The organism is Streptomyces griseus subsp. griseus (assembly GCF_003610995.1).
Lineage (GTDB): Bacteria > Actinomycetota > Actinomycetes > Streptomycetales > Streptomycetaceae > Streptomyces.
This window is the reverse complement of record NZ_CP032543.1, coordinates 5720923-5743302: the sequence shown is the minus strand read 5'-3', so window position 1 is coordinate 5743302 and position 22380 is coordinate 5720923. Positions and strand designations below refer to the sequence as shown.

The window sequence follows — 22380 nt, the reverse complement described above, 5'->3', positions numbered from 1 at the left end:
GGGCGGAGCGTCCCGATGCCATCACGTGATCAGGCTGTGACCGCTCGTTCGATCAACGTCAGCGCCCGGTGCGGGAGTTCTTCCCGGTCACGGCGTCCGCCGCCGAGCCAGTGGACGCGCGGGTCGCGGCGGAACCAGGAGTCCTGCCGGCGCGCGAAGCGCTTGGTGGCGCGTACGGTCTCGGCGCGCGCCTCCTGTTCGGTGCACTCCCCCGCGAGCGCCGCGAGGATCTGCTGGTAGCCCAGCGCGCGTGAGGCGGTGAGCCCCTCGCGCAGCCCGGACGCCTCCAGGGCGCGTACCTCGTCGACGAGGCCGGCCTCCCACATCCGGTCGACGCGCCGGGCGATGCGCTCGTCCAGCTCGGGGCGCTCCACGTCGACGCCGATCTGCACGGCCTCGTAGACCGGCTCGTCACCGGGGAGGTTGGCGGTGAAGGGCTTGCCGGTGATCTCGATGACTTCGAGGGCGCGGACGATCCGGCGGCCGTTGCTCGCGAGGATGGACCGGGCGGCGTCGGGGTCCTCGGCGGCGAGCCGCTGGTGCAGGAAGCCGGAGCCGCGCTCGGCCAGCTCCTCCTCGAGGCGGCCGCGCACCTCGGGGTCCGTACCGGGGAACTCCAGGGCGTCGATGGCGCCCTTCACGTACAGCCCGGAGCCGCCGACGAGGATCGGGGTACGGCCCTGGGCGAGCAGCCGGTCGATCTCCAGCCGGGCCAGGCGCTGGTACTCGGCGACGCTGGCGGCCTCGGTGACGTCCCAGATGTCCAGCAGGTGGTGCGGGACCCCCGCGCGCTCGGCCGGCGTCATCTTCGCCGTACCGATGTCCATCCCCCGGTAGAGCTGCATGGAGTCGGCGTTGACCACCTCTCCGCCGAGCTCCCGGGCGAGGAAGACCCCCAGATCGGATTTTCCGGCCGCGGTGGGGCCGACGACGGTGATGACACGGGGGGCTGAAGCGGGACGGTTCACCGGGACAGTCTCCCAAAGTTCCGAGGCCCTCCCGCACACCGCCGAAAGCGTGGAAGGGCGTCAGGGAAACGTTAAAGGGCGAGTAAAGTCGGCAGGAAGGGACAGGTGACGGACAATGGGAGGCGGGAGAGCACTCCCGCAGACCGTCCTCACTGCACGGAAGGTGACCCAATGGGGTTCCTGGACAACCTGAAGGCCAAGCTGGAGCCGGCCAAGGACAAGGTCAGCGACCTCGCGCAGCAGCACGGGGGCAAGATCGAGCAGGGCCTCGACAAGGCCGCGCGCACGGTCGACGAGAAGACCAAGGGCAAGTACACCGACAAGATCGGCACGGGTACGCGCAAGGCCAAGGAGGCCGTGGACAAGCTGGGCCAGAAGGACGGCGGCACCCCGGGCACGCCCGGCACCACGCCTCCCCCTCCGCCGCCCGCTCCCTGACCCGACAGCGGCAGACCCCGACGGCGGCACCGGATCTCTTCCGGTGCCGCCGTCGGTGCGTCCAGGACCGGGCCGGATCTCTCCGGTGCCGCCGTCGGTCCGCTCGGGTCAGGACCAGACGGCGACGGTGTAGCCCACCCCGTAGGGCGCGTCCTCGTACAGCAGCCGGGCGCCGAGGCCCGCGCCCCGGGCGGCGCCGCTGAGCAGCTGCCAGGGGGCCCGGCCGGCCACCTTCAGCTCGTACGCGAGTGTCTCGTCCAGCGCGTCGAGTGCGGCGAGGTCGGCGGAGCCCAGCGCCTCGGTCGCCCGCGCGTCGAAGGCCTCGGCCCGCTCGTCGAGATAGCCGGGCGCCTTGAGGGTGCGGCAGGCGCTGCCGTCGCCCATCACCAGGAGCGCGACGCGGTCGGCGCGGGCGGCCAGCTCCTGTCCGGCCCGGACACACCCCTCGGCGGGGCCGCGCCCGTCCACCACGAGCCCCTCGACCGGTGCGCCCGCCCAGCGGGCCCGGTCCAGCAGCCAGGCACCGACGGCGAGGGAGTCCGGCAGCGGTTCTGCCCGCGGTGCCGGGTCGGGCCCGCCCAGAGTGACGTCGAGGGCGACGCCGAAGCCTCGGAAGGAGCCGTGGGCGCCCGCCGGGTAGACCCCGGCGGTCCGGCCGTCCGCCGGACCCACGACCACGAGCAGGTCGGGGCGGGAGGCGGTGAGGACCCCTACGGCGTCGAGGCAGGCGGCGCGCGCGCTGTCGAGTTCGGGGGCGGCCCCGGCGGCGACCTCGGGCACCAGGAGCGGCGGACAGGGGCACACGGCGGCGGCGACAAGCATGCCGGTCAGCGTACTTGCCGGGGCGTGTGACCCCTCGTACGGACCGGTCGGCCGAAGCCGTCGGCCGGAGCCGTCAGCCGATCCCGCAAGCCGGGGCGGCGGTGGCCGGCAGTGGGTCCGGGGCGCCGATGGACGGGAGGCCCAGCATCACCCCGGCCGGCTTGGCGGCGACGGCCGTCGTGCGCTTCTCCCAGGCGTCGCCCGCGCGGGTGGCCCGTACCGCGAGCGGGGTGCCCTCGGCGAGCAGGTGGTGCGGGGCGGCGTAGGTGATCTCCACGGTCACCACGTCGCCGGGGCGCACGTCCTGGTCGGGCTTGGTGAAGTGGACGAGGCGGTTGTCGGGGGCGCGGCCGGAGAGGCGGTGGGTGGCGCCGTCCTTGCGGCCCTCGCCCTCGGCGACCATGACCTCCAGGGTGCGGCCGACCTGCTTCTTGTTCTCGTCCCAGGAGATCTGCTCCTGGAGGGCGGACAGGCGCATGTACCGCTCCTGCACGACCTCCTTGGGGATCTGGCCGTCCATGTCGGCGGCCGGGGTCCCGGGGCGCTTGGAGTACTGGAAGGTGAACGCGTTGGCGAAACGGGCCTCGCGGACCGCGTGCATCGTCTGCTCGAAGTCCTCCTCGGTCTCGCCGGGGAAGCCCACGATGATGTCGGTGGAGATGGCGGCGTCCGGCATCGCGGCGCGCACCTTCTCGATGATGCCGAGGAAGCGCTCCTGGCGGTAGGAGCGACGCATCGCCTTCAGGACGCGGTCCGAGCCGGACTGCATCGGCATGTGGAGCTGCGGCATGACGTTGGGCGTCTCGGCCATGGCGGCGATGACGTCGTCGGTGAAGTCGCGGGGGTGCGGCGAGGTGAAGCGGACGCGCTCCAGGCCGTCGATCTTCCCGCAGGCGCGCAGCAGCTTGGAGAAGGCCTCGCGGTCGCCGATGTCGGAGCCGTACGCGTTGACGTTCTGGCCGAGCAGGGTGATCTCGGACACGCCCTCGGCGACCAGGGCCTCGATCTCGGCCAGGATGTCGCCGGTGCGGCGGTCCTTCTCCTTGCCGCGCAGCGCCGGGACGATGCAGAAGGTGCAGGTGTTGTTGCAGCCGACGGAGATGGAGACCCACGCGGCGTAGGCGGACTCGCGGCGGGTGGGGAGCGTGGAGGGGAAGGCCTCCAGGGATTCGGCGATCTCGATCTGCGCCTCCTCCTGGATCCGGGCGCGCTCCAGCAGCACGGGCAGCTTGCCGATGTTGTGCGTACCGAAGACGACGTCGACCCAGGGGGCCCGCTTGACGATGGTGTCGCGGTCCTTCTGGGCGAGGCAGCCGCCGACGGCGATCTGCATCCCGGGGCGCTTGGTCTTCATCGGGGCGAGCCGGCCGAGGTTGCCGTAGAGCTTGTTGTCGGCGTTCTCCCGGACCGCGCAGGTGTTGAAGACGACGACGTCGGCGTCGCCGTCGGCGCCCTCCGGGGCCCGTACGTAACCGGCGTCCTCCAGGAGGCCCGACAGCCGTTCGGAGTCGTGGACGTTCATCTGGCACCCGTAGGTGCGCACCTCGTAGCTCTTCTGGACGTCCACTGCTTCTTCGCTCCGGTTGCCGCTGCTCATGTGACCAGGGTAGGCGGTTGCCGGGCGCGCCTTCGTCCCTGCCCGGCAGGGCCTGGTCAGGGGGGCGGTGAGCTGGCAGGATCGCCCGCATGCTCCACGCTCTGTCCCGATTCGGCCGACGCCGCGCCCTCCAGACGGGCGCCGTGCTCGCGGTCGTGCTCGGGCTGCTCGCGTGGTGGCTCCTCCCTCTGGGCGAACGGACCCCGAGCGGGTCGCTGACCTTCTCCACGGGGGTGCCGAGCGGGGTCTACCAGCGGTACGGGGAACGGCTGGAAGGCGCTCTTGCCAAGGACATGCCCGAGGTGTCGATAAAGCTGCTCACCAGTGAGGGCTCCCAGCAGAACCTCGCGCGGGTGGCGACGGGTGAGGCGGACTTCACCATCGCCACGGCCGACGCCGTGGCCACCTATCTGCGCTCCGGCAGGCCCGGCGCCCATCTGCTGCGGGGCTGCGTGCGGCTCTACGACGACTACGTCCAGCTGGTCGTCCCGCGCGACTCCGACATCGGGAGCGTCGCCGATCTGCGGGGCAAGAGGGTCGGCGTCGGCCAGGAGGGGTCCGGTGTCCGGCTGGTCGCGGACCGGCTGCTGAGCGCGGCGGGCGTCCACCCGAAGCAGGATCTGACCGCTGTGTCGGCGGGCATCAACACCATGCCGGACCGGCTGGTCTCCGGTGATCTCGACGCCTTCTTCTGGTCCGGCGGGCTGCCGACCGGGCGGTGCAGGAACTCTCGGAGCGGTTCGCGATCAAGCTCGTCCCACTGGAGGAGAGCCTGATCAAGGAGTTGCAGTCGAACGGTGGCTCCGCCCGCTACTACCGGTCGGCCACGATGCCCGCCGACGCCTACCGCTTCGCCCAGCGCGGCGTATCGGTCCCGACCGTCGCCGTCGCCAACCTGCTCGTCACCACGGACCGTACGGATCCGGCCATGACCGAGGCGTTCACCCGTACCGTGATCAACAGCCGGGACCGGATCGGCCGCGAGGTGCACGCCGCGCAGCTGGTGGACCTGCGGACGGCTATCTACACGGACCCGCTGGCGGTCCACGAGGGCGCCAAACGTTACTACCGCTCGGTCAAGCCCTGAGCCGGGTCCACCGGTAGCGGGCGCGGCTCTCAGGGGGTGTGCGGCAGTTCGCGCGGCACCGAGACGGTGACCCGCAGGCCGTGCGGCTCGTGGTGCTCGTACGCGATGGAGCCGCCGCCCGCCGCGAGCAGCACGCGGGAGATGGAGAGGCCGAGCCCCGACCCGCTCACGTTCTGGTGGCGGGTGGAGCGCCAGAAGCGGTCCCCGACGCGCTCCAGCTCCTGTTCGGTGAGGCCGGGCCCCCGGTCGGCGACCACGACGGTCACCGCGGTGGTTCCCGGGGTGACCGTGACCCGTACCTCCTGACCGGCCGGGGTGAACTTCAGGGCGTTGTCGATGACCGCGTCCAGTGCGCTGGAGAGGGCCACCGGGTCGGCCCAGGCGGTGGCGGCCGGGGCCCCGTCCTGGACGAGGCGCACGCCCTTCTCGTCCGCCATCGGGCGCCAGGAGGCGACGCGCTCGGCGGTGAGCGGGACGATGTCGGTCAGCTGGAGGTCCGCCTCGGCGTGTTCCGCCAGGGCCAGGTCGAGGAGGTCGTCCAGGACCCGGCCCAGCCGCTTGCCCTCGGTGCGTACGGCGGCGATCTCCGCGTTGCCGTCGGGCAGCTCCAGGGCGAGGAGTTCGATGCGCAGGAGCAGCGCGGCGAGCGGGTTGCGCAGCTGGTGCGAGGCGTCGGCGACGAAGGCGCGCTGCTGTTCCAGTACGTCCTCGACGTTGTCGGCCATCTCGTTGAAGGACCGGGCCAGCCGTCTCAGCTCCGGCGGTCCGCCCGAGGCGGCGACCCGGGAGCGCATCCGGCCGACGGCGATGTCGTGGGTGGCCGCGTCCAGGACCCGGACCGGCAGCAGCACCCAGCCGGTGAGCCGGACGGCGGCGCCGACGGCGACCAGCATGGCGAGGGCCTCGCCGAGCCCGATCAGCGCCCAGGTCCGCAGGATCCGGGAGCGCATCTCGTCGGTGGGCGAGTCGATGACGACCACGGCGACGACATCTCCGTCGCGTACGACGGGCGAGGCGACGACGACCCGGCCGTCCTGCCAGGGCCAGACCTGCGGGGGTCGTGCGAACGGCGGCCGAGCAGCGCCTCGTTGAAGGCGGTGCGCCCCTCCCCCTCGGCGGCAGCCTCCAGTTGCCCGGGGCCTTCGCCAGGGCCAGGTCATTGCGGTAGAAGACGCCGGCCCGGATCCCGTACACGGAGGCGTAGACCTCCAGGTCGGTGGCGAGTGTCATCCGGCGCTCGTCGTAGGCCGGGACGGTGTCGGTGATGGGCTGGGCGAGGGCGGCGAAGCGGGCGGTGTCGTCGATCCGGTCGATGACCAGGCGCTGCTGCTCGGCGGCGGCGACGCTCACCGCGAGCGGGAAGCCGAGGGTGAGCAGGACGGCCGCCATGAGGGTGATGAGCAGCGGAAGGAGACGGGTGCGCACCGGGGAGGTACCGGCCCGTTACGCGGACGGCGCGACGAGCCGGTAGCCGACGCCCCGCACGGTCTCGATGAGGGCGGGCAGCCGCAGCTTGGAGCGCAGCGAGGCCACGTGCACCTCCAGGGTGCGACCGGTCCCCTCCCAACTGGTGCGCCAGACCTCGCTGATGATCTGCTCGCGGCGGAAGACCACGCCGGGCCGCTGGGCGAGGAGGGCCAGGAGGTCGAACTCCTTGCGGGTGAGCTGGACTTCGGCGCCGTCGACGCTGACGCGGCGGGTGGGCAGCTCGATCGCGACGGACCCCAGGCGCAGGGCGGCGACCGGCGTCGGGGCGGTGTCCTCGCCGCTGGTGGTGCGCCGGGCGACCGCGTGGATACGGGCGAGCAGCTCGCCGGTGTCGTAGGGCTTGGTGACGTAGTCGTCGGCGCCGAGGTTGAGTCCGTGGATGCGCGAGCGGACGTCGGCGCGGGCGGTCACCATGATCACCGGGGTGGCGGTGCGCTTGCGGATCTTGCCGCAGACCTCGTAGCCGTCCTGGTCGGGCAGGCCGAGGTCGAGGAGGATGACCCCGAAGGGCTCCTTCTCCGCGGGCAGCAGCGCGCGCAGGGCCTCCTCGCCGTTGCGGGCGTGCACGACCTGGAACCCGTGCCGGGCGAGCACGGCGGACAGGGCCGCCGCGACATGGTCGTCGTCCTCGACGAGCAGCAGTCTCATGGCCCTCCTCTCCGTCTCGCTCCATCTTCGGGCCGCCTCCCCCGGTCTTCGGGGTCCGGCCGAAACTTTCCGTTCAGCGGCGCTTCACGTTCTTCCACCGCACAGGGCATCCACTCCGATGACGGGTATGCCAGTCAAGAGGTTGCCGGTTACAGCGGGGTTTCCGTTATGCACCCGGTACGCCCCGCAGCAGCGCGTGGCGTCCCCTTCACGCGGAGTGTCCGGTTGCCGCACGATCGTTATGCTCAATTTCCGCTCAGATGTAATGACGCTGGTCGCACCACGTCATTAGTGTCCTTGCCACCCGAGGAGGACGGAGCAAGAAGCCGATGAGCGGAGTTTCAGTGACCAAGGCCGCCGAGGAAGCCGCGCCCGCGGGCGACGACCTTGTCGTACTGAGCGACGTCAACAAGCACTTCGGCGCGCTGCATGTGCTCCAGGACATCGACCTGACGATCGCCCGTGGCGAAGTCGTGGTCGTCATCGGGCCCTCCGGGTCCGGGAAGTCCACGCTGTGCCGCACGATCAACCGCTTGGAGACGATCGATTCGGGTGCGATCTCGATCGACGGCAAGCCCCTGCCCCAGGAGGGCAAGGAGCTGGCGCGGCTGCGCGCCGACGTGGGCATGGTCTTCCAGTCGTTCAATCTCTTCGCGCACAAGACGGTGCTGGAGAACGTCGTGCTGGGCCAGACCAAGGTCCGCAAGGCCGACAAGAAGGCCGCCGAGGAGAAGGCCCGGACCCTTCTGGACCGGGTGGGTGTCGGCGTACAGGCCGACAAGTACCCGGCGCAGCTCTCCGGTGGCCAGCAGCAACGCGTCGCGATCGCGCGGGCGTTGGCGATGGATCCGAAGGTCATGCTCTTCGACGAGCCGACGTCGGCTCTCGACCCGGAGATGATCAACGAGGTCCTCGAAGTCATGCAGCAGCTGGCCCGGGACGGGATGACGATGATCGTCGTCACCCACGAGATGGGCTTCGCCCGCTCCGCCGCCAACCGCGTGGTGTTCATGGCGGACGGAAAGATCGTCGAAGAGGCAACGCCCGAGCAGTTCTTCAGCAACCCGCGCAGCGACCGGGCCAAGGACTTCCTGTCGAAGATCCTGCACCACTGACGACCGACGACTGACGACCGACGACAACGCCCTACGGCATAAGGAAAACTCACATGAAGCTCCGCAAGTCGGCCGCCGTCGCGGCCATCGCCGTCCTCGCCCTGACCGCGACCGCGTGTGGTGGCAAGGAGGGTTCCGCCGGTGACAAGCCGGGCGGCACCAAGCCCGGTTCCTCCGAGGCCCCCGAGCTGCCCAAGTACGAGGTCGCCAAGGACGTCGCGCTGGACTCGCCGGTCTTCAAGAAGGCCAAGGAGCGCGGCAAGCTGATCATCGGCGCCAAGGCCGACCAGCCCTATCTCGGCTTCGAGGACCAGTCGACCAAGGAGCGCTCGGGCTTCGACATCGAGCTCGCCCGGATGATCGCGGCGGACCTCGGCTTCTCGGAGAAGCAGATCGAGTGGAAGACGGTCGACTCCGGCATCCGTGAGACGGCCATCTCCAAGGGCCAGGTCGACTACTACGTCGGCACGTACACGATCAACGACGAGCGCAAGAAGCAGGTCGGGTTCGCCGGTCCTTACTACAAGGCCGGCGCCGATCTCCTGGTCCGCAAGGACGACGACTCCATCAAGGGCAAGGAGTCGGTGAAGGGCAAGAAGGTCTGCTCGATCGTCGGTTCCACACCGCTCCAGGAGATCAAGAAGCCGGAGTACGGCGCGAGCGTCGTCGAGCTGGCCAAGTACTCCGACTGCGTGCAGCAGTTGCTGACCAAGCAGGTCGACGCCGTCACCACGGACGACTCGATCCTCAAGGGTTACGCGGCCGCCAACTCCGGCAAGCTCAAGGTCGTCGGCCAGCCCTTCACCAGCGAGCCCTACGGTGTCGGCCTGAACAAGGACGACAAGGTGCTGCGCGAGGCCATCACCGACTCGCTGGAGAAGCACGTCAAGGACGGCACGTACAAGAAGATCTACGAGGCCACCCTGGGCCTGTCCGGTTCGGACTACGTCGAGCCGCCGGCGCTCGAGCGCTACTGACGCCGCCCGGCCGTCCCACGGCCGACGCCCCGTCACCGAGACACCGCGTGTGACTTGAGGCGTCCCGTACGCCCGCCGCCTCTGTGGGGCCGGCGGCCGTACGGGGCGCCACTTCCCCTGCCCTGATGCCGCTGACCGCCGACGCGGAGACCTCATGAACGTACTGCTCGACAATTTTCCAGAGTTCCGCGACGGCTTCATAGGAACCGTGTCGATCACCGCCATCAGCTCGGTTATCGCCCTGGTGCTCGGTGTGGTCATCGCCGGGTTCCGGGTCTCGCCGGTGCCACCGCTGCGGTACTTCGGCACCGCCTGGGTGACGCTGATGCGCAACACCCCGCTGACGCTGCTCTTCCTGATCTTCTTCTTCGTCGTCCCGGAGATCCTCTTCCCGGGGATGAGCCCCTTCGTGCTCGGCTCGCTGGCCCTCGGCTTCTACACCTCCTCGTTCGTCTGCGAGGCGGTCCGCTCCGGCATCAACACCGTGCCGCTGGGACAGGCCGAGGCCGCGCGTTCGATCGGCATGACGTTCGCCCAGACCCTGCGCATCGTGGTGCTCCCCCAGGCCACGAGGACCGTCATCGCCCCGATGAGCAGCATCTTCATCGCGCTCACCAAGAACTCCGCGATCGCCGGTGCCTTCAGCGTCACCGAGCTCTTCGGCTGGCAGAAGCTGATGAGCGACCGTGGGTACGACATCGTCCCCGTCTTCATCTGGGTGGCCCTCGGCTACCTGGTCGTCACGTTTACCATCAGCGGCCTCTTCCGGCTGCTGGAGCGTCGCATGGAGGTCGCCCGATGAGCGCCAGCGTTCTCTACGACGCCCCGGGTCCCAAGGCCCTCGTCCGCAACCGTCTGTACGCCGTCATCGGCACGCTCGCCATCGCCGCGCTGATCGGCATCAGCCTGCTGCGGCTCGCCGACAAGGGCCATCTGGCCCCCGAGATGTGGGACATCTTCAACTACGCGGGCATCCGGCAGAACATCGCCGACGCCCTCATCGCCACCCTCAAGGCGTTCGGCCTGGCCGCGGTCGGGTCGCTCGTGCTGGGTGTCCTGCTCGCGGTGGGGCGCCTCTCCGACCACAAGCCGGTCCGCTGGGCGGCGACCACCTTCATCGAGTTGTTCCGCTCGCTGCCGCTGCTGATCACGATCTACGCCATCTGGGTCGGCTTCCTCACCGACTACTCGATGTGGGCGCTGGCGGCGGGCCTGTCCATCTACAACGGCTGTGTCCAGGCCGAGGTGCTGCGCGCCGGCGTCAACGCCGTTCCCCGGGGACAGAGCGAGGCCGCGTACGCGCTCGGCATGCGCAAGACCCAGGTCATGGTCACCGTCCTGATGCCGCAGGCCGTGCGGTCCATGCTGCCGACGATCATCAGCCAGCTCGTGGTGACCCTCAAGGACACCTCGCTCGGCTTCATCATCCTGTACCCGGAGCTGCTCCAGACCGCGCGGCTGATCGCCTCCAACACGCTGGTGAACGAGCAGTACCCGTACGTCTCGACGATCACCGTCATCGGCACGATCTACATCGCGCTGTGTCTGCTGCTCTCGTCGCTGGCGACCTGGATCGAGAAGCGCGGCCGCCGCGCCAAGAACGGCATCGCGGTGGCGCCGGCCGTCCAGGCCCCCGGAACCATCGACGCGACGGCCGGCACGTTCGGCACCCCCGGCCCGGACGCGGGGGGCGCAGGGGGCGCAGGCACCGGAACCGACGGTGCCGGTGGGGGCGGAGTGACGAACAACTGACGACCCGCCACTCCGGTCGGCAGAAGCATTCGAGGCAGCGGCGCACGCGTCGCTGCCTCGGTCACTTGACGCAAGCATCCCCAATGGGTTGCATACGTTCTGTGATCACGCACCCGGCTTCCACTGCCACGTTCCGCATGACCGTACGGGCCGGAGGAGACGCGCCGTGGACCCGGTGATCGTCGTCGGCGCCGGACCCGTCGGTCTGACGCTGTCGCTGGCCCTCGCCGCCCAGGGTGTCCCGTGCGTGCTCCTGGACGAGGGCCCCGGCACGGAGGAAGTACGTCTCGCCCGCACGGTCGTGCTGCGTGAGGACACCGCTGACCTGCTGGAGCGCCTCGGCGCCGCCCACCTGGAGAAGGACGGGCTGCGGTGGAGCGGGTGGCGCCTGATGCGCCGGAAACAGCCGGTCCGCGAGGTGCCGATGGAGGCGGAGCGCGGCGGCTCCGGTGGCTTCGCCGACTCCGGTGACGAGGACGTAACGCTTCTCCCGGCCCCTCTTCACGTTCCGCAGCACGCACTGGCCTCCGTCCTGCGCGCGGCGGTCGCGGCGGCGCCTCTGGTGGAGCTGGTGCCCCTGAGCCGCCTCGACACCCTGGAGCAGGACCGCGACGGCGTCACGGTGCACACCAAGGGACCTGGTTCGACCTGGTGGCGCGGGAGCTATCTGGTCGGCTGCGACGGCGCCCGGTCGACCGTGCGCAAGCTCCTGGACATCAGGTTTCCCGGCCGTACGGCGGTGGAGCGGCACGCCGTCGCCGCACTCCGGGCCGAACTGCCCTGGCCCGGCGAGGCCGTGCTGCACCGGCAGCCGCCGTGGCGCAACGGAGGCGGAGAGATCAGCGCACGGCCGCTGCCGGACGGGGTCTGGCGGCTGGACTGGCTGCTCCCCCCGCGTGGCGAACTGGTCACCCCGGACGCCCTGATCACCCGCATCCGGGACACCCTGGCCGGCTGGTGCGGCGAGACCCCGCCGTACGAGCTGCTGGACACCGGCGTCCACACGCTCCACCACCGCCTCGCCCGGCGGTGGCGGGTACAGCGGGCGTTCCTGGCCGGGGACGCGGCGCATCTGCTGGGGGCGCTCGGCACCCAGGGGCTGGACGAGGGGATCCGGGACGCCGAGAACCTGGCGTGGAAGCTCGCCCACGCCTGGCACCACGGCGGCGCCGGGCCGCTCCTCGACAGCTACCAGGCCGAACGCCGGGCCGCCGTCGCCGCCCGGCTCCGCGCCGCCGACCAGTCCCTGCCGATACTGCGGGGCGGCGGTGGGCTGCGGACGCTGGTACCGGGAGCGGCCCGGGGCCATGACACCCTGCTCGCCGACGGCCATCTGGGCCGCGGAGCGCTCGGTGCGCCCCCTTCGTACACGCACTCCCCCCTTGCACCACCGCACGCCGAGGCGCACACCGCAGTGGGTACGCCCCCCGGTGCGCCGGTCGCCGATGTACGGGTCACGGCACCGGACGGGACGGCGGTACGGCTCCGGGAGCGGCTTGGGCAGGAACACCCCTGGTGATCCTGGTGGCGCCCGGCACCGGGGTGTGGGACCGGCGGCACTGGCTGACCGCCGGCATCATGCCGCGCCTCGTGGAGGCGGTGGAGGCGCTGCCGTCCACGGCGGAGCTGCTGGTCGCGGAGAGTTATCCGGGCGCCTCGGCCCATACCGTCCTGCTGGTGCGGCCCGACGGACACCTGGTCGCCGCCTTCGCCGGTGTACGGCCTGCCGACCTGCTGGCCGCCGCGCTGGCGACGCTGGGCGGGGCACCGGGGGCCGGGGGCGCGGAGAGCGACGACGACGAGCGCGGGGCGGCGCGCGCGCCCGGGCCCCGCGACCCGGTTCACGCCGAGCGGACCGCCAGGATCAATTGACCGTCACGGGCGCACATGGTGTACTCCAGATCATGACCGACACCGATGTGCGCCTGTGGCGGAGGGTCCATATGGACCTCCTCCGTTACGCGGGCTGCGTGTGTCGCCCGTCCTGCTGAATCGCCCTCTCCTGCCGGTCCGTGCCGCTCTCCGCACGGCCGGGTCCTCGCGCGAACTCTCAGGACGGTCCCTGTGTCTTCCCTCTCCCCTGCCGTGCCCACGGCTGCTTCCGTACCCTCCCCCGCCACCGCTCCGGTGGCTCCCGCCGCACCGGCTGTTTCCGCGCGGGTCGGGTCGGCCCGTGCCGTCTCCGCCCGCCCCACCGCCGCGGAGCTCCTCGACTTCGTACGCCGCACCGCCGAGGACGCGGCGCTCATCGCCTCGCTGCCCCTCGATCCGGAGGGCCGCACCTGGGTCCGGCTCGACGGGCCCGGTGGCAGCGAGGCCTGGCTGATCGGCTGGCCGCCGGGGGCCGGAACGGGCTGGCACGACCACGCCGACTCGGTCGGTGCCTTCACCACCGCGTCCGGCACCCTCAAGGAGCACTCGCTCGCCGTCCGGCTGCCGACCGACGGCTGGAAGACCCTGGAGCTGAACGAGGGGGTGGACCGGTCACGGGAGCTGGCGGCCGGTCAGGGGCGGGCCTTCGGCCAGAACCACGTGCACGAGGTGCTCAACGAGTCCGACAGCGTGCATGCCGTCTCCGTCCACGCCTATTACCCGCCCCTGCCGAGGATCCGCCGGTTCAGCCGCACCGGGGCGGTGCTCCGGCTGGAGCAGACCGAGCGCCCGGAGGACTGGCAGTGAGCGCCGACGGGCCCGAGCGCGTGGGCATCGACGAGCTGCTGGAGCGGGTCCGGACCGGCTACGAGCGGATCGGCCCGCAGGAGGCGGCAGCGGCGGCGACGGACGGGGCGCTGCTGGTGGACATCCGGTACGCGGCCCTCCGCGAGCGGGACGGGCTCATCCCGGGTGCGCTGGTCGTGGAGCGCAACGAACTGGAGTGGCGCCTCGACCCGCAGGGCAGCCACCGCGCCGCCGAGGCGGTGAGCCACGACCTCCCGGTCGTCGTCATCTGCAACGAGGGGTACGCGTCCAGCCTCGCGGTGGCGTCGCTGCGCCAACTCGGGCTGCACCGCTCCACCGATCTCATCGGCGGCTTCCAGGCCTGGCGTGCGGCCGGCCTCCCGGTGACCCCGGGCGCCGCCGACGGCTGATGCCGAGCCGGTGAGGGAGGGGGCGGCCACGGGCGTGACGTGGCCGCCCCTCCCTTTTCTGAACGGGACAGACACACCCGTTTCTGAACGGGAGAGACACACCCGAACGCCACACTCCGGTAGAGCCATCGCCGTGCGCGACCGACATTCGCTTCAGACAGAGGCGAAATGTACGGAGATGACGCACTTATGGCGAACCCTGTTCTCACTCCCGACCAGCTGGACGCCCAGGCGGCACAACTGCACGACACCCAGGCGTGGCAGAGCATCGTCGCGGGGTGGGAACTCACCGCCCCCGAACCCGGGCCGCCCCCGGCGGAGCGTACGGAACCGGGCCACGCACAGCCCTCGGCACCGGAACAGACACCCGGCCGGCCGCCTTTGGACTGGCGGGGCCTGCTCTCCGTCCCCGTCGACCAGCTCATCGACGACGCGTTGCGGACACTGCCGGCGGCGCCTCCACCTGAGCGTCCGCTCCCCGGCCGGCTGGGGGCGGTCCTGCCCGATCGCGTCCATGGCTGGCGGCGGGTCGGGCAGGGAGACCTGCGGCCCTCCGTCCACCTCGGCTACGCACGGCAGATCCTGGCCGAGTGGGGCTGGCAGAACACGCCGTACCGGCTGCGCAACGCCCGTGGGGCCCGCTGCGTCTGTGGCGCGCTGCTCACCGCGCACCGGCTCGGCTACGGCTCCCCCGCCACCGTGAACCGGGCCGGCGCCTGGCTGATCACCGAGCTCCGCGCCCAGGGGTGGCCCGGGCTGATCGGCCCATGGAACCGCGCGCCGGGCCGCACCGCCGCGGACGCGCTGGCCCTGGTCGACGCGGCCGCACGCAGAGCAGCCGCCGCCGGACACTGACGGCCCGGCGGACCCTCCGTCCCCCGGATTCCTCAGACCTGCCTCCGTCCCCCGCTCTCCACGGAACGGCTGCTCCCACTCTCCCCCGCAGAACGGCCGCTCCCCTCAGACAGTCCTCGCAGACAGTCCTTGCAGACGGTCCTCGCAGACAGTCCTTGCAGATCAAGAGGACCTCCCAGACCAGCAAGCCTTCTCAGAACGGCTCGTCCAGCCCCTCCGTGTCCTCGCCCTCCTCCTCCAGCGCCTGGCGCACCACCCGCAGGGCCATGCCCTCCCCGTACCCCTTGCGGGCGAGCATGCCCGCGAGGCGGCGGAGCCGCTTGTCGCGGTCCAGGCCCCGGGTGGAGCGGAGCTTGCGGGCCACCAGCTCCCGGGCCCGCTCCTCCTCCTGGTCGGTGTCGAGTCGGCCGACCGCCTCGTCGATCACGGCGGAGTCCACGCCCTTCGTCCGCAGCTCACGGACGAGGGCGCGGCGCGCGAGCCCCCGGCCGTGGTGCCGGGACTCCACCCATGCCCCGGCGAAGGCCGCGTCGTCGATCAGCCCGACGTCCTCGAAGCGTGCGAGGACTTCCTCGGCAGCCTCGTCCGGGATCTCCCGCTTACGCAGGGCGTCCGCGAGCTGCTTGCGCGTTCTCGGCGTCCCGGTGAGCAGGCGCAGACAGATGTTGCGCGCCTGCTCCACCGGGTCCCGCGGCTCCCCCTTGTCCCGCCGGTCACGCGGCTCCCCCTGCTCGGCCCTCGACGAGGAAGGGGAGCCGCTGCTCCTGGTGGTGGAGCGGGCACGGCGGCCCGCGCCTTCGCCGAACCCGGCCCCCGCGTCCGCTCCCCCGTGTGAGCGGCGCCCGGACCGCCCCCCGCGACCGGTCCCCGGCTCGTAGGCGGACCCGTCGGTGGGTCCGCCGGCGAATTCGGGGCCGTCTCCGGGCTCGGCGGGGCCTCCCGGCCACTCCGTACGACGTGTCACGGCCTAGCTCTTGGCCGCCGCGGTCTTGGCCGGCTTCGCCTTGGTGGCCGCAGCGGTCACCGGCTTCGCCGCACCCTCCGCCGTCGCCCCCGCGGCCGCCGCTCCTTCCGCACCGGGCTCGGTGGGCTCGGCCTCCGGCCGGACGCCGACGCCGAGCTTCTCGAGGATCTTCTTCTCGATCTCGTTGGCGAGGTCGGGGTTGTCCTTGAGGAAGTTGCGGGCGTTCTCCTTGCCCTGGCCGAGCTGGTCGCCCTCGTACGTGTACCAGGCGCCGGCCTTGCGGACGAAGCCGTGCTCCACGCCCATGTCGATCAGCCCGCCCTCACGGCTGATGCCCTGCCCGTAGAGGATGTCGAACTCCGCCTGCTTGAACGGCGGCGCCACCTTGTTCTTGACGACCTTGACCCGGGTCCGGTTGCCGACCGCGTCGGTCCCGTCCTTCAGCGTCTCGATCCGCCGGATGTCCAGACGCACCGACGCGTAGAACTTCAGCGCCCGGCCACCGGTCGTGGTCTCCGGCGAACCGAACATCACCCCGATCTTCTCGCGCAGCTGGTTGATGAAGATCGCCGTCGTCTTCGACTGGTTGAGCGCGCTGGTGATCTTACGGAGGGCCTGGCTCATCAGACGGGCCTGGAGACCCACGTGCGAGTCACCCATCTCGCCCTCGATCTCCGCACGGGGCACCAGGGCCGCGACGGAGTCGATCACGATCAGGTCCAGGGCACCGGAGCGGACCAGCATGTCGACGATCTCCAGCGCCTGCTCACCGTTGTCCGGCTGGGACAGGATGAGGCTGTCGATGTCCACGCCGAGCTTCTTGGCGTACTCCGGGTCCAGCGCGTGCTCGGCGTCGATGAACGCCACCGAACCGCCGAGCTTCTGCGCGTTCGCCACGGCGTGCAGCGTCAGCGTCGTCTTACCGGAGGACTCCGGCCCGTACACCTCCACCACACGGCCACGCGGCAGACCGCCGACGCCCAGCGCCACGTCCAGGGCCGTCGATCCCGTGGGGATCACCTCGATGGGCTCGTTGGGCCGCTCACCGAGGCGCATCACCGCGCCCTTGCCGAACTGTCGTTCAATCTGTGCGAGTGCGGCGTCCAGCGCCTTCTCGCGGTCGGTTCCTGCCATGGGTTCCACCCGATTTGCTTGAGTCGATCGCTTCACGTCAAAGACGCTAACCCCTGCCACTGACAATGGGCCTCGACGTCCTCCCGGCCTGTGGACAACTCCACGGTCGGGCCCCGGAAAAACCCGGCCGAAATCCATGAGAATGGATGTTCGATTTTGGTGTCAAGCGCACCACGCGGGTCTCCGCAGGCCGGAATGTGCCCCGCCGCTCCAGGCCGGCGTCGGTGATCGCTGCCGCCACGCGCCGGGTCCGGACGGCCGGGACGGCGAGGACCGGACGGCCGAACGGTGAGGTCCGGCGGTCGGAACGGTGAGGTCCGGGCGGTCGGAACGGTTGGGTACACCTACGCATTGTTCGACCTGCCCCCATGGATCGATTCTTCGTGAGGCGGCGGTGGCTCCGCCCCCTCGCGCATCTGCCGGCCCCCAAGACCGGCATCCGCCGTGCGAGGTCGACGGCCCATCGTCCGGAGCCTCCGCCGTGCCCCTTCCTTCGCCCGTGCCCGGTGTTCGCCGTGCGCGGGCCCAGTCCGGACCGGAGCCGGTCCGGGCCAACCCCTCAGGAGGAATCGCATGGTGTCTCAAGCTGCGGTGTGGCGTGCAGCCGCTGCCGCGTGTGCCGTCGGCGCACTGATCGTCGGCGCCGGTACGGCGGGGGCGGCACCCACGCCCCCGCCGTCCGAAGGCCGCATCCTGGGCGCTGACCGGGCGGGCGCGGTGGCGGGCTCGTACATCGTCACGTTCAAGGACTCGGTGGCGCGGGCGGATGTGGACAAGGTGGCGAGATCCCTCGCCGGCCGGCACGGCGGAAAGGTCGGCCACACCTACACCGCCGCCCTGCGCGGCTTCTCCGTGAAGGCCGACGAGGGCCAGGCCCGGCGACTGGCCGCCGACCCCTCCGTCGCCCGGGTGGAGGCCGACGGAGTCGCGTACGCCCTGGGCACCCAGAACGACCCGACCTGGGGCCTGGACCGTATCGACCAGCGTGATCTGCCGGGCGACCGGAAGTTCACGTACCCCAACACCGCCTCCAATGTGACGGCCTACGTCCTCGACACCGGGATACGCACCTCGCACCAGGAGTTCGGCGGCCGGGCGGTCAGCGGCTACGACTTCATAGACAACGATTCCGTCGCCCAGGACTGCAACGGGCACGGCACCCATGTGGCGGGCACGGTCGGCGGCGCGACGTACGGCGTCGCCAAAGCCGTGAAGCTCGTGGGCGTACGGGTCCTCAACTGCCAGGGCTCCTCCGGCTCCACCTGGGCCCCCGTGCTGGCGGGCATCGACTGGGTGACGAAGAACGCGGTCAAGCCGGCGGTCGCCAACATGAGCATCGGCGGTGGGCGGACGTCCTCGGTCGACGACGCGCTGGCCAAGTCGATCGCCTCCGGCGTCACCTACGTCGTCGCCGCGGGCAACGACGGGGCCAACGCCTGCGACACCTCCCCGGCGGCCGTGCCGAGCGCGGTGACCGTCGGCGCCACCGACAGCCGTGACGCCCGGTCGATCTGGCCGAGCGGCAAGTCCTCCAACCACGGGACCTGCCTGGACCTCTTCGGCCCCGGCTCCGACATCGTCTCGGCCTCCCACCTCAACGACACCGGCTCCCGCTCCGACGGCGGCACCTCCATGGCCTCCCCGCACGTGGCCGGCGCGGCAGCCCTCATCCTCTCCGCCAACCCGTCCTGGACGCCCAAGCAGGTCCACGACCGGCTGATCGCCGACGCCACCCCGAACAAGGTCACCGACGCGAAGACCGGCTCGCCCAACCGCCTGCTGTACATCCCGAACGACGGCACCACGCCTCCGCCCACCGGCAAGACCTTCGAGAACACCACCGCCCATCCGATCCGCGACAACTCGACCGTCGAGTCCCCGATCACCGTCAGCGGCATCACGGGCAACGCGCCCGCGACGCTCTCCGTCACGGTCGACATCCAGCACACCTTCCGCGGTGACCTGCGGGTCGATCTCGTCGCCCCCGACGGCGGTGCCTTCCGGCTCAAGGACTACAACGCCAACGACAGCGCGGACGACGTACGCGGGACCTTCACCGTGAACGCCGCCGCCAAGCCGGCCTCCGGCACCTGGAAGCTGCGGGTGAGCGACAACTGGGTCAACGACACCGGCACGCTGAACTCCTGGTCGCTGAAGTTCTGACCGAGGCCGGAAGCACTCCGAGGGCCTGACCGACGGCGGGAGCACCACGGAGTCCTGGACTCACGCCGGGAGCACCCCGGAGTCCTTACCGGCTCCCGGCACACCCCGGAGTGCTCACCGGCTCCCGGCACGCCCGCCCCACCGAACTGCCGGTGGTCCACGGTCCCGAACCCTGGTGGATCCCGGCACACCGGCCGGCGATGCCTCTCCGCGCGCTCACCGGCCGGACGGGGGACGCCTGCGGCGCCCGCACATGCGCCGCAGGCGTCACTCCCCTTTCCACCACCGTCGCGAAGAGCCATCATGAGGCCGCCGGGCGGCCCGGCCGAACCCGCCCGTCCGTCATGCCCATGCCGCCCACGGGTGCGGAAGGAAGCGGAAGGAAGCCGTGAACGCCGACTCCCCGACCTCCGTCCCCGGACTCCTCATCGGACGCGCCACGCTCCTGGACGATCTGCGTACGAGGCTCGAACGCCGCCCCGCCGTCGTGGTGATCACCGGCGAGGCGGGGGTGGGAAAGAGCCGGCTGGTCCGCGAACTCCTCACGCGGACAGCGTCGTCGGACTCCCTCGTCCTCGTCGCCCGATGTCAGGAGCCGGACGCCACTATCCCGTTCGCACCCTTCATGGACGCGTTGAGGCTCTGCAGACCTCGTCCGGGAGACCTGCCACCGCTGACCGGCGCACTGCGCGGGCTGCTGCCCGACCTCGCGCACCTCCTGCCGCCCGCACCACCCCCTCCGGACGATCCGCACGCCCGGCACCACCAGGTTCTCCGGGCCCTGTGCGCGTTGACCGCTTCCCTGGGGAGGGTGGTTCTGGCTGTGGAGGACCTCCAGTGGGCCGACGTGTCCACGGCCGCCTTCCTCCGTACGCTCATCGCCGACCCGCCGCCCCACCTGGGACTCGCCCTCACCGCGCGCAGTGGGACCGTCCCCCACACCGATGCGGAGGGAATCGACCAGCTCCCCTTCCCGCTGCGCCCACCGGCCCATGTGGTGGTGGCCGAACGGCACCTGTCCCCGCTGCCGGTGACGGAGACCGGCGCGATGGCCGCGTGCCTGCTCGGCGTGCAGGCCGTGTCGGAGGAGTTCGCCGAGCGGCTGCACCGGTGGACGGGCGGTCTCCCGTACGTGATCGAAGAGGTGCTACGGGAGTGGCCCGACGCCACGGCGTGCCCTGGCGGGACTTCAGGGGAACCGGAAGTGCCTCTGCCTGCGTCCGTGCGCCGTCTGGTGGTGGAGCGGCTGCGTCATCTTCCTTCGGACGCGCGGCGGGTGGTGGCCGCGGCAGTGGTTCTCGGCGACCCCGCACCCGTACATCTGCTGGGAGCGGTCGCGGGGCTGGACGAGCAGGAGACTCGTAGTGCGCTCGCCGCGGCTCTGAAAGAAGGTGTCGTACGGGCGGCGGACGGTGCCTACGCCTTCCCCTACGAGCTGGCGCGCAGAGCCGCGTACGAGGCGGTCGCCGAACCGGAACGGCCCGTACTGCACCTGCGGGCGGCCCGTGCCCTCGCCCGATGTACCAGCCCCCTCCCCCTCGTACGCATCGCCGAGCACCACCGTCTGGCCGGGCGCCCCGCCCAGGCGGTGCGGTGTCTGGAGGCGGCCGCGGACCGGGCAGCCGGGGGCGGGGACGCCGGTACGGCCACGGACCGCTATCTCGACGCCCTGCGCGGCGGCCCCACCGCCGTCGTCCGCGACCGGATCGCCCTGAAGCTGGCGCGGGTCGCGCTGAACGCCCGCACCGGCCCGCAGGTGCCCGCCGCCCTGCGGCAGGTACTCGACCGGAGCTCCCTGGGCCCCGGGCCGAGCGGCGAGATCCGGCTCCTCCTCGGTCTGTTGCTGCGCAACCAGTCGGGTTCCGGTCTTGAGGCGCTGGAGGAGATAGCGCGTGCCGTTCCCGATCTCCTCGCCGTGTCGACGGGGCAGGCCGCAAGAGCTCTGGCGATCATCGCGATCCCCTCCCTGAAGGGGTGGCCGGTCGGCGAGCACCGGCGGCTGCTGGCCGAGGCGGAGCGGCTGCTGCCCGGGGTCGACGAGGAGGAGCTGCGCTCGGCCGTGCTGGCCAACCGTGCCACCGCCCTGGCTCTGATGGGCGACCCGTCGGCCTGGGACGCGGTGGACGATCTGCCCGACTCCATCACCGGCGAGGCGGCGGCGAGGGTCCACGCCAATCTGGCAGGTGCAGCGACCGCCCTCGGCCATCCGGAGCGTGCCCGCGCCTTCCAGAGCCGGGCGTGGCAGGCCGTCCGGACGAACCACGCCCCGTACCTCGAAGCGTTCGTCGAGACCACGGACATGCTCACCGCCTTCACGCGCGGCCGGTGGACGGGGCTGTTGGAGCGGGCCGAGCACGCCGAGGAGCAGTACCGGGACGTGCCCGACTTCCACGCGGAGGCCCTCCTGGTCTGCGGGATGCTGCATCTGCACACCAAGGGGCAGACCGCTGTGGCACGGCGCCTCCTGGAGCGGGCCGTCCGCACGACCGCGCTGGACACCGGCATCGTGCTGACCTCCGCCGCGGCCGCCGTGGTGCGGGTCCATCTCGCCGCCGACCGTCCCGCGCAAGCCGTCCAGGCGGCGGAGGGGGCGCTGCACCACGTCCGCCGTACCGGTGCGTGGGTGTGGGCGACGGCCCTCGCGCCGCCGGCCGTCCAGGCGCTGATCCGGGACGGCCGGGCCGGGGAGGCCCACTGCCTGGTCGGGGAGCTGGCCGACGGCATCGCCCGCCGGGACGCGCCGGCCGCCCGGGCCGCCCTGCTGACCTGCCGGGCGCTCCTCACGACCACGACCGGCGCGCAGGCCGGGACCGGCGGGTCCGACGCCCTGTACGCGTCCGCCGCCGACGCCTGGGCGGCCTTGGAGCGCCCCTACGAGGCCGCGTACGTCAGGGAGGCGTGGGGGCTCCTGCTGCTGGCTTCCGGGGCGGCGGGCGGGCGCACCGTCCTGCACGAGGCGATCGCGGCCTACCAGGACATCGACGCCGTATGGGATGTGCTGCGCTGCCAGCGCGGGCTGCGGGAACACGGTCAGGTCACCGTCCGCAGGCCCGGCGCCCTGGGGTACGGCGACCATCTCTCGCCCCGGGAGCGGGCGGTGGCCCGGCTGGCCTCGCTCGGCCTCTCCAACCGTGAGATCGCGCGCGAGCTTGTCCTGTCGCACCGGACGGTCGAACACCATGTGGCGCGTGCCCTGAGGAAGCTGGGGGTGTCGTCGCGCACCGAGATCGGCTCACAACTCGGGCTCTGAGACAACGCGTGACCCTGTTCGCCGACGCGGACG

The 22380-nt window shown here is 71.6% G+C and carries 17 protein-coding genes and 3 pseudogenes; 13 read left to right on the top strand and 7 right to left on the bottom strand.

What is annotated here, in order from left to right:
* Positions 1 to 29: 29 nt before the first annotated feature.
* Positions 30 to 968, bottom strand: coding sequence for a tRNA (adenosine(37)-N6)-dimethylallyltransferase MiaA (miaA, locus tag D6270_RS25980; RefSeq protein ID WP_109163252.1), 939 nt, complete (start codon positions 966 to 968; stop codon positions 30 to 32).
* 171 nt (positions 969 to 1139) lie between these two features.
* Here miaA and D6270_RS25975 point away from each other — a divergent pair, with 171 nt between their 5' ends.
* The gene (locus tag D6270_RS25975; protein WP_109163253.1) at positions 1140 to 1406 is read left to right on the top strand and encodes an antitoxin; all 267 of its coding nucleotides are present in this window, start codon (positions 1140 to 1142) and stop codon (positions 1404 to 1406) included.
* 108 nt (positions 1407 to 1514) lie between these two features.
* Here the strand turns inward: D6270_RS25975 and D6270_RS25970 are convergent, their stop codons facing one another.
* Positions 1515 to 2228 carry a class III extradiol dioxygenase subunit B-like domain-containing protein gene (locus tag D6270_RS25970; protein WP_109163254.1) on the bottom strand — a complete coding sequence of 238 codons (714 nt, stop codon included), beginning with the start codon at positions 2226 to 2228 and terminating at the stop codon, positions 1515 to 1517.
* Between the two features lie 73 nt (positions 2229 to 2301).
* Positions 2302 to 3825, bottom strand: a complete 1524-nt coding sequence (miaB, locus tag D6270_RS25965) for a tRNA (N6-isopentenyl adenosine(37)-C2)-methylthiotransferase MiaB (RefSeq protein WP_109163255.1) — start codon at positions 3823 to 3825, stop codon at positions 2302 to 2304.
* A gap of 89 nt (positions 3826 to 3914) precedes the next feature.
* On the opposite strand from miaB, the pseudogene D6270_RS25960 reads away from it, so the two are divergent.
* A pseudogene (locus D6270_RS25960) lies at positions 3915 to 4912 on the top strand (TAXI family TRAP transporter solute-binding subunit).
* 29 nt (positions 4913 to 4941) lie between these two features.
* Here D6270_RS25960 and D6270_RS25955 read toward each other — a convergent pair.
* Both D6270_RS25955 and D6270_RS25950 read right to left on the bottom strand, forming a co-directional pair.
* Positions 4942 to 6337 (bottom strand): annotated as a pseudogene (locus tag D6270_RS25955) (ATP-binding protein).
* An 18-nt stretch (positions 6338 to 6355) separates the two neighbouring features.
* Positions 6356 to 7048 carry a response regulator transcription factor gene (locus tag D6270_RS25950; RefSeq protein WP_109163258.1) on the bottom strand — a complete coding sequence of 231 codons (693 nt, stop codon included), beginning with the start codon at positions 7046 to 7048 and terminating at the stop codon, positions 6356 to 6358.
* 329 nt (positions 7049 to 7377) lie between these two features.
* Between D6270_RS25950 and D6270_RS25945 the strand changes: the two genes are divergently transcribed.
* From D6270_RS25945 to D6270_RS25910, 9 genes and pseudogenes are all read left to right on the top strand, one after another.
* The gene (locus D6270_RS25945) at positions 7378 to 8163 is read left to right on the top strand and encodes an amino acid ABC transporter ATP-binding protein (protein WP_109163259.1); all 786 of its coding nucleotides are present in this window, start codon (positions 7378 to 7380) and stop codon (positions 8161 to 8163) included.
* A gap of 53 nt (positions 8164 to 8216) precedes the next feature.
* On the top strand, positions 8217 to 9140 hold the full coding sequence (locus tag D6270_RS25940) for a glutamate ABC transporter substrate-binding protein (RefSeq protein ID WP_109163260.1): 924 nt from the start codon (positions 8217 to 8219) through the stop codon (positions 9138 to 9140).
* Between the two features lie 154 nt (positions 9141 to 9294).
* On the top strand, positions 9295 to 9942 hold the full coding sequence (locus tag D6270_RS25935) for an amino acid ABC transporter permease (RefSeq protein ID WP_109163261.1): 648 nt from the start codon (positions 9295 to 9297) through the stop codon (positions 9940 to 9942).
* Positions 9939 to 10892 carry an amino acid ABC transporter permease gene (locus D6270_RS25930; RefSeq protein WP_109163262.1) on the top strand — a complete coding sequence of 318 codons (954 nt, stop codon included), beginning with the start codon at positions 9939 to 9941 and terminating at the stop codon, positions 10890 to 10892. The genes D6270_RS25935 and D6270_RS25930 overlap by 4 nt, the downstream gene beginning before the upstream one ends.
* Before the next feature lie 166 nt (positions 10893 to 11058).
* Positions 11059 to 12764 (top strand): annotated as a pseudogene (locus tag D6270_RS25925) (FAD-dependent monooxygenase).
* A 32-nt stretch (positions 12765 to 12796) separates the two neighbouring features.
* Positions 12797 to 12883 carry a putative leader peptide gene (locus D6270_RS34065; RefSeq protein ID WP_311307652.1) on the top strand — a complete coding sequence of 29 codons (87 nt, stop codon included), beginning with the start codon at positions 12797 to 12799 and terminating at the stop codon, positions 12881 to 12883.
* Between the two features lie 73 nt (positions 12884 to 12956).
* Entirely contained in the window at positions 12957 to 13571 is a 615-nt protein-coding gene (locus tag D6270_RS25920; protein ID WP_109163264.1) for a cupin domain-containing protein, read from the top strand.
* Entirely contained in the window at positions 13562 to 13981 is a 420-nt protein-coding gene (locus D6270_RS25915; RefSeq protein ID WP_109167270.1) for a rhodanese-like domain-containing protein, read from the top strand. The genes D6270_RS25920 and D6270_RS25915 overlap by 10 nt, the downstream gene beginning before the upstream one ends.
* Positions 13982 to 14170: 189 nt before the next feature.
* Positions 14171 to 14836: a DUF6197 family protein gene (locus tag D6270_RS25910; protein WP_109163265.1), complete on the top strand. Its 666-nt coding sequence runs from the start codon at positions 14171 to 14173 to the stop codon at positions 14834 to 14836.
* Between the two features lie 193 nt (positions 14837 to 15029).
* Here the strand turns inward: D6270_RS25910 and recX are convergent, their stop codons facing one another.
* The gene (recX, locus tag D6270_RS25905) at positions 15030 to 15800 is read right to left on the bottom strand and encodes a recombination regulator RecX (protein WP_109163266.1); all 771 of its coding nucleotides are present in this window, start codon (positions 15798 to 15800) and stop codon (positions 15030 to 15032) included.
* 3 nt (positions 15801 to 15803) lie between these two features.
* Complete coding sequence (gene recA / locus D6270_RS25900; protein ID WP_109163267.1) at positions 15804 to 16934, bottom strand: recombinase RecA; 1131 nt, start codon at positions 16932 to 16934, stop codon at positions 15804 to 15806.
* Positions 16935 to 17507: 573 nt separating this feature from the next.
* Here recA and D6270_RS25895 point away from each other — a divergent pair.
* Together D6270_RS25895 and D6270_RS25890 are read left to right on the top strand one after the other, a co-directional pair.
* Positions 17508 to 19097: a S8 family peptidase gene (locus D6270_RS25895; RefSeq protein ID WP_109163268.1), complete on the top strand. Its 1590-nt coding sequence runs from the start codon at positions 17508 to 17510 to the stop codon at positions 19095 to 19097.
* A gap of 388 nt (positions 19098 to 19485) precedes the next feature.
* Positions 19486 to 22347: an ATP-binding protein gene (locus D6270_RS25890; RefSeq protein WP_109163269.1), complete on the top strand. Its 2862-nt coding sequence runs from the start codon at positions 19486 to 19488 to the stop codon at positions 22345 to 22347.
* Positions 22348 to 22380: the final 33 nt, after the last annotated feature.